Consider the following 2475-nt stretch of genomic DNA (forward strand, 5'->3'; position numbering starts at 1 on the left):
ATTTCTAATGGAAAAAATTTTTCCATTAGAAATAACTAGGCAAACCGAACGCAAGTGAGGTACTAATAACAAAATTTAAGTGAAGTCAGCTGCTTTTTTATTCAACCTCAAAAAATTTGACACATACCTTTAGGGCGTGGTGGTTGACAAACGAAAATCAGTCTGCTATTATAATAATTATGAAAAATACAACATGTCTTTGAGAAGGAGATCTTAGTATATGAAAGCTGCTGTTCTCAACGATCCAGTAGATGGATACGTTACTGTTAAGGACGTTAAGCTTCGTGATTTGAAGCCTGGTGAAGCCTTAGTTGATATGGAATACTGTGGTGTTTGCCACACTGACCTTCACTTTGCCGATGGTGACTTCGGTAAGAATCCTGGTCAGATTATTGGTCACGAAGGTGTTGGTCGTGTATCAAAGGTTGCTCCTGGTGTTACCAGCTTAAAGGTTGGTGACCGGGTATCAATTGCTTGGTTCTTCAAGGGTTGTGGCCACTGTGAATACTGCCTGACTGGTCGTGAAACGCTTTGCCGGAACGTCTTGAACGCTGGTTACACCGCCGATGGTGCTATGGCTGAACAATGTATCGTTCCAGCTGACTACGCTGTTAAGGTTCCAGAAGGCTTGGACCCAGTTGAAGCTACTTCTGACCAAGCCGTTAACTCGCTTCGTCCAGATGGTCGTCTGGTTGCCGTTGCTTTGCCACAGGGTGACATGAAGCTAAACATTGCTAAGACTGTTTCGGATGGGATCATTGTTGCCGGTTCATTGGTTGGTACTCGTCAAGACCTGGCTGAATGTTTCCAATTCGGTGCTGAAGGTAAGGTTCACCCAATCGTTAAGACCCGGAAGCTTTCTGAAATCAATGACATGATTCAAGAATTGAAGGACAACAAGGTTGTTGGTCGTAACGTTGTTGACTTCTCCCTTGAAAAGTAATTTTACGATTAAGTAAATTAAGCAAAGGAGGCTGGGAATTAACTATTATTTTCTAGCTTCTAACTAAGAAAATGCGAACTATGATTTTTGATTTAATCAAAAATTGTAGTTCGCATTTTTGGTTATTTACTAAAAAGGGTCTTAATTGGTTGATCATTTTACCCAATTTCGTTAAGTTCAATGCCATTAAGGTTAATCCGACATCATTTTCCACAGCCCGTTGGCCGCGCAAATGAGTTCGGCGTACGCCAAAATCCCTCTTCATGCGACCAAAGACTGGTTCAACGTCGAACTTGCGTCGACGATAGATCATCTTACCTTCATCGCTTGAGAGGGTCTCTTTGACTTTTGCTTTGTAATAATTCCAAGTTGGATTAACCTGGATGTAGCGCTGACGCTTACCTGGCGTTTTAGCTAACTGATCTAACTCTTCTGATGATTGATGTGTGTCGGCACGATAGAGTTTAAGATCGCGCTTAAATCCATACTTATCAGTTCGTTTACTGTAGCGATAAAAACTGAAGCGAACGCCTAAATGATCAATATAGTAGTCATCTTCGGCATTGTACTGCCAATTCTGAGGTTTTGTTGGATCATTTTTGAACTTACGCTTCTGCTCTTTTTGATAGGTGGTGTATGGAATGAGTGGTTGCTTATCGAATTGGTCAAGCAGTGTTGTGTAATTATATTCACTACCGTAACCAGCATCAGCTACCACGTGTGTAAAGAAATCCAAGCCATGGAATTGCTTAAGAAATGGCACTAAAGTCCTAGTATCAGTAGGATTGGAAAATAAAGCATAATCAAGGACAAACTGATTATGCGTGGCAATCTGAAGATTATATCCGGGTTTGAGTTCTCGGTTCATCATCGGATCTTCTTTCATGCACATAAAAGTTGCGTCGTGGTCTGTTTTCGAAAAGCTATTTCGTCCTTGAAAAATATCTTCGACACGTTCATATTTTTTAGCCCGTGGAATTAAGTCTTCTCTCAGTTGACGACGAAGCTTCTTTAGAAAACGTCGCCGACGTTTTCTAACTGAACCACCTTTAATTATTTTCGGCTCCTGTTTAATGGCTTCGTCTAGATTAGTGATTTCTTTTTCCACTTCTTCAGCCATTAATTCCATACCGTCGATAGATTCAATCATTTCTGGTTTCATCTCTTTGATGACTTGCTTTTCTACTAACTCATCATAAATACTAGCCGTCTTTTCTCTCAACTTAGCGTGATACTTTTCTATTGCCCGACGCCAAGTAAACGAGTACTTATTAGCATCCGCTTCAACCTTAGTGCCATCAATAAAGACTGCATCATTTTGAATTAGCCCATGGTCCGTAAGAGCCATAGTAAAGTAAACAAAGGTACGTTTTATTAAGTTCCTGGCGTGCTCACTCCGTCGAAAGGGTTCTGTTGCAAAGTTTTAAATAAAGAATAAAATCCCTTACGGTATCTATGATTTAAGCTGGGATTCCCAATAATACCTTGATTTCAGTACAGACCGAAAACCCGAAGAGAGTGCCTTCTTTTCG

1 protein-coding gene and 1 pseudogene are annotated in these 2475 nt (G+C 40.6%); one reads left to right on the top strand and one right to left on the bottom strand.

Going from position 1 to position 2475, the window contains the following annotated elements:
* Positions 1 to 220: 220 nt before the first annotated feature.
* Positions 221 to 943, top strand: coding sequence for an alcohol dehydrogenase catalytic domain-containing protein (locus ACVRZD_RS10530; protein WP_037627740.1), 723 nt, complete (start codon positions 221 to 223; stop codon positions 941 to 943).
* 52 nt (positions 944 to 995) lie between these two features.
* Here the strand turns inward: ACVRZD_RS10530 and ACVRZD_RS10535 are convergent.
* Positions 996 to 2348, bottom strand: a pseudogene (locus ACVRZD_RS10535) (transposase); the annotation flags it as partial.
* Positions 2349 to 2475: the final 127 nt, after the last annotated feature.

Source organism: Streptococcus hongkongensis, assembly GCF_053206145.1.

Excerpts from the sequence above, each read along its gene's own strand:
- ACVRZD_RS10530 (WP_037627740.1), top strand. The coding sequence starts at position 221 with ATGAAAGCTGCTGTTCTCAACGATCCAGTAGATGGATACGTTACTGTT.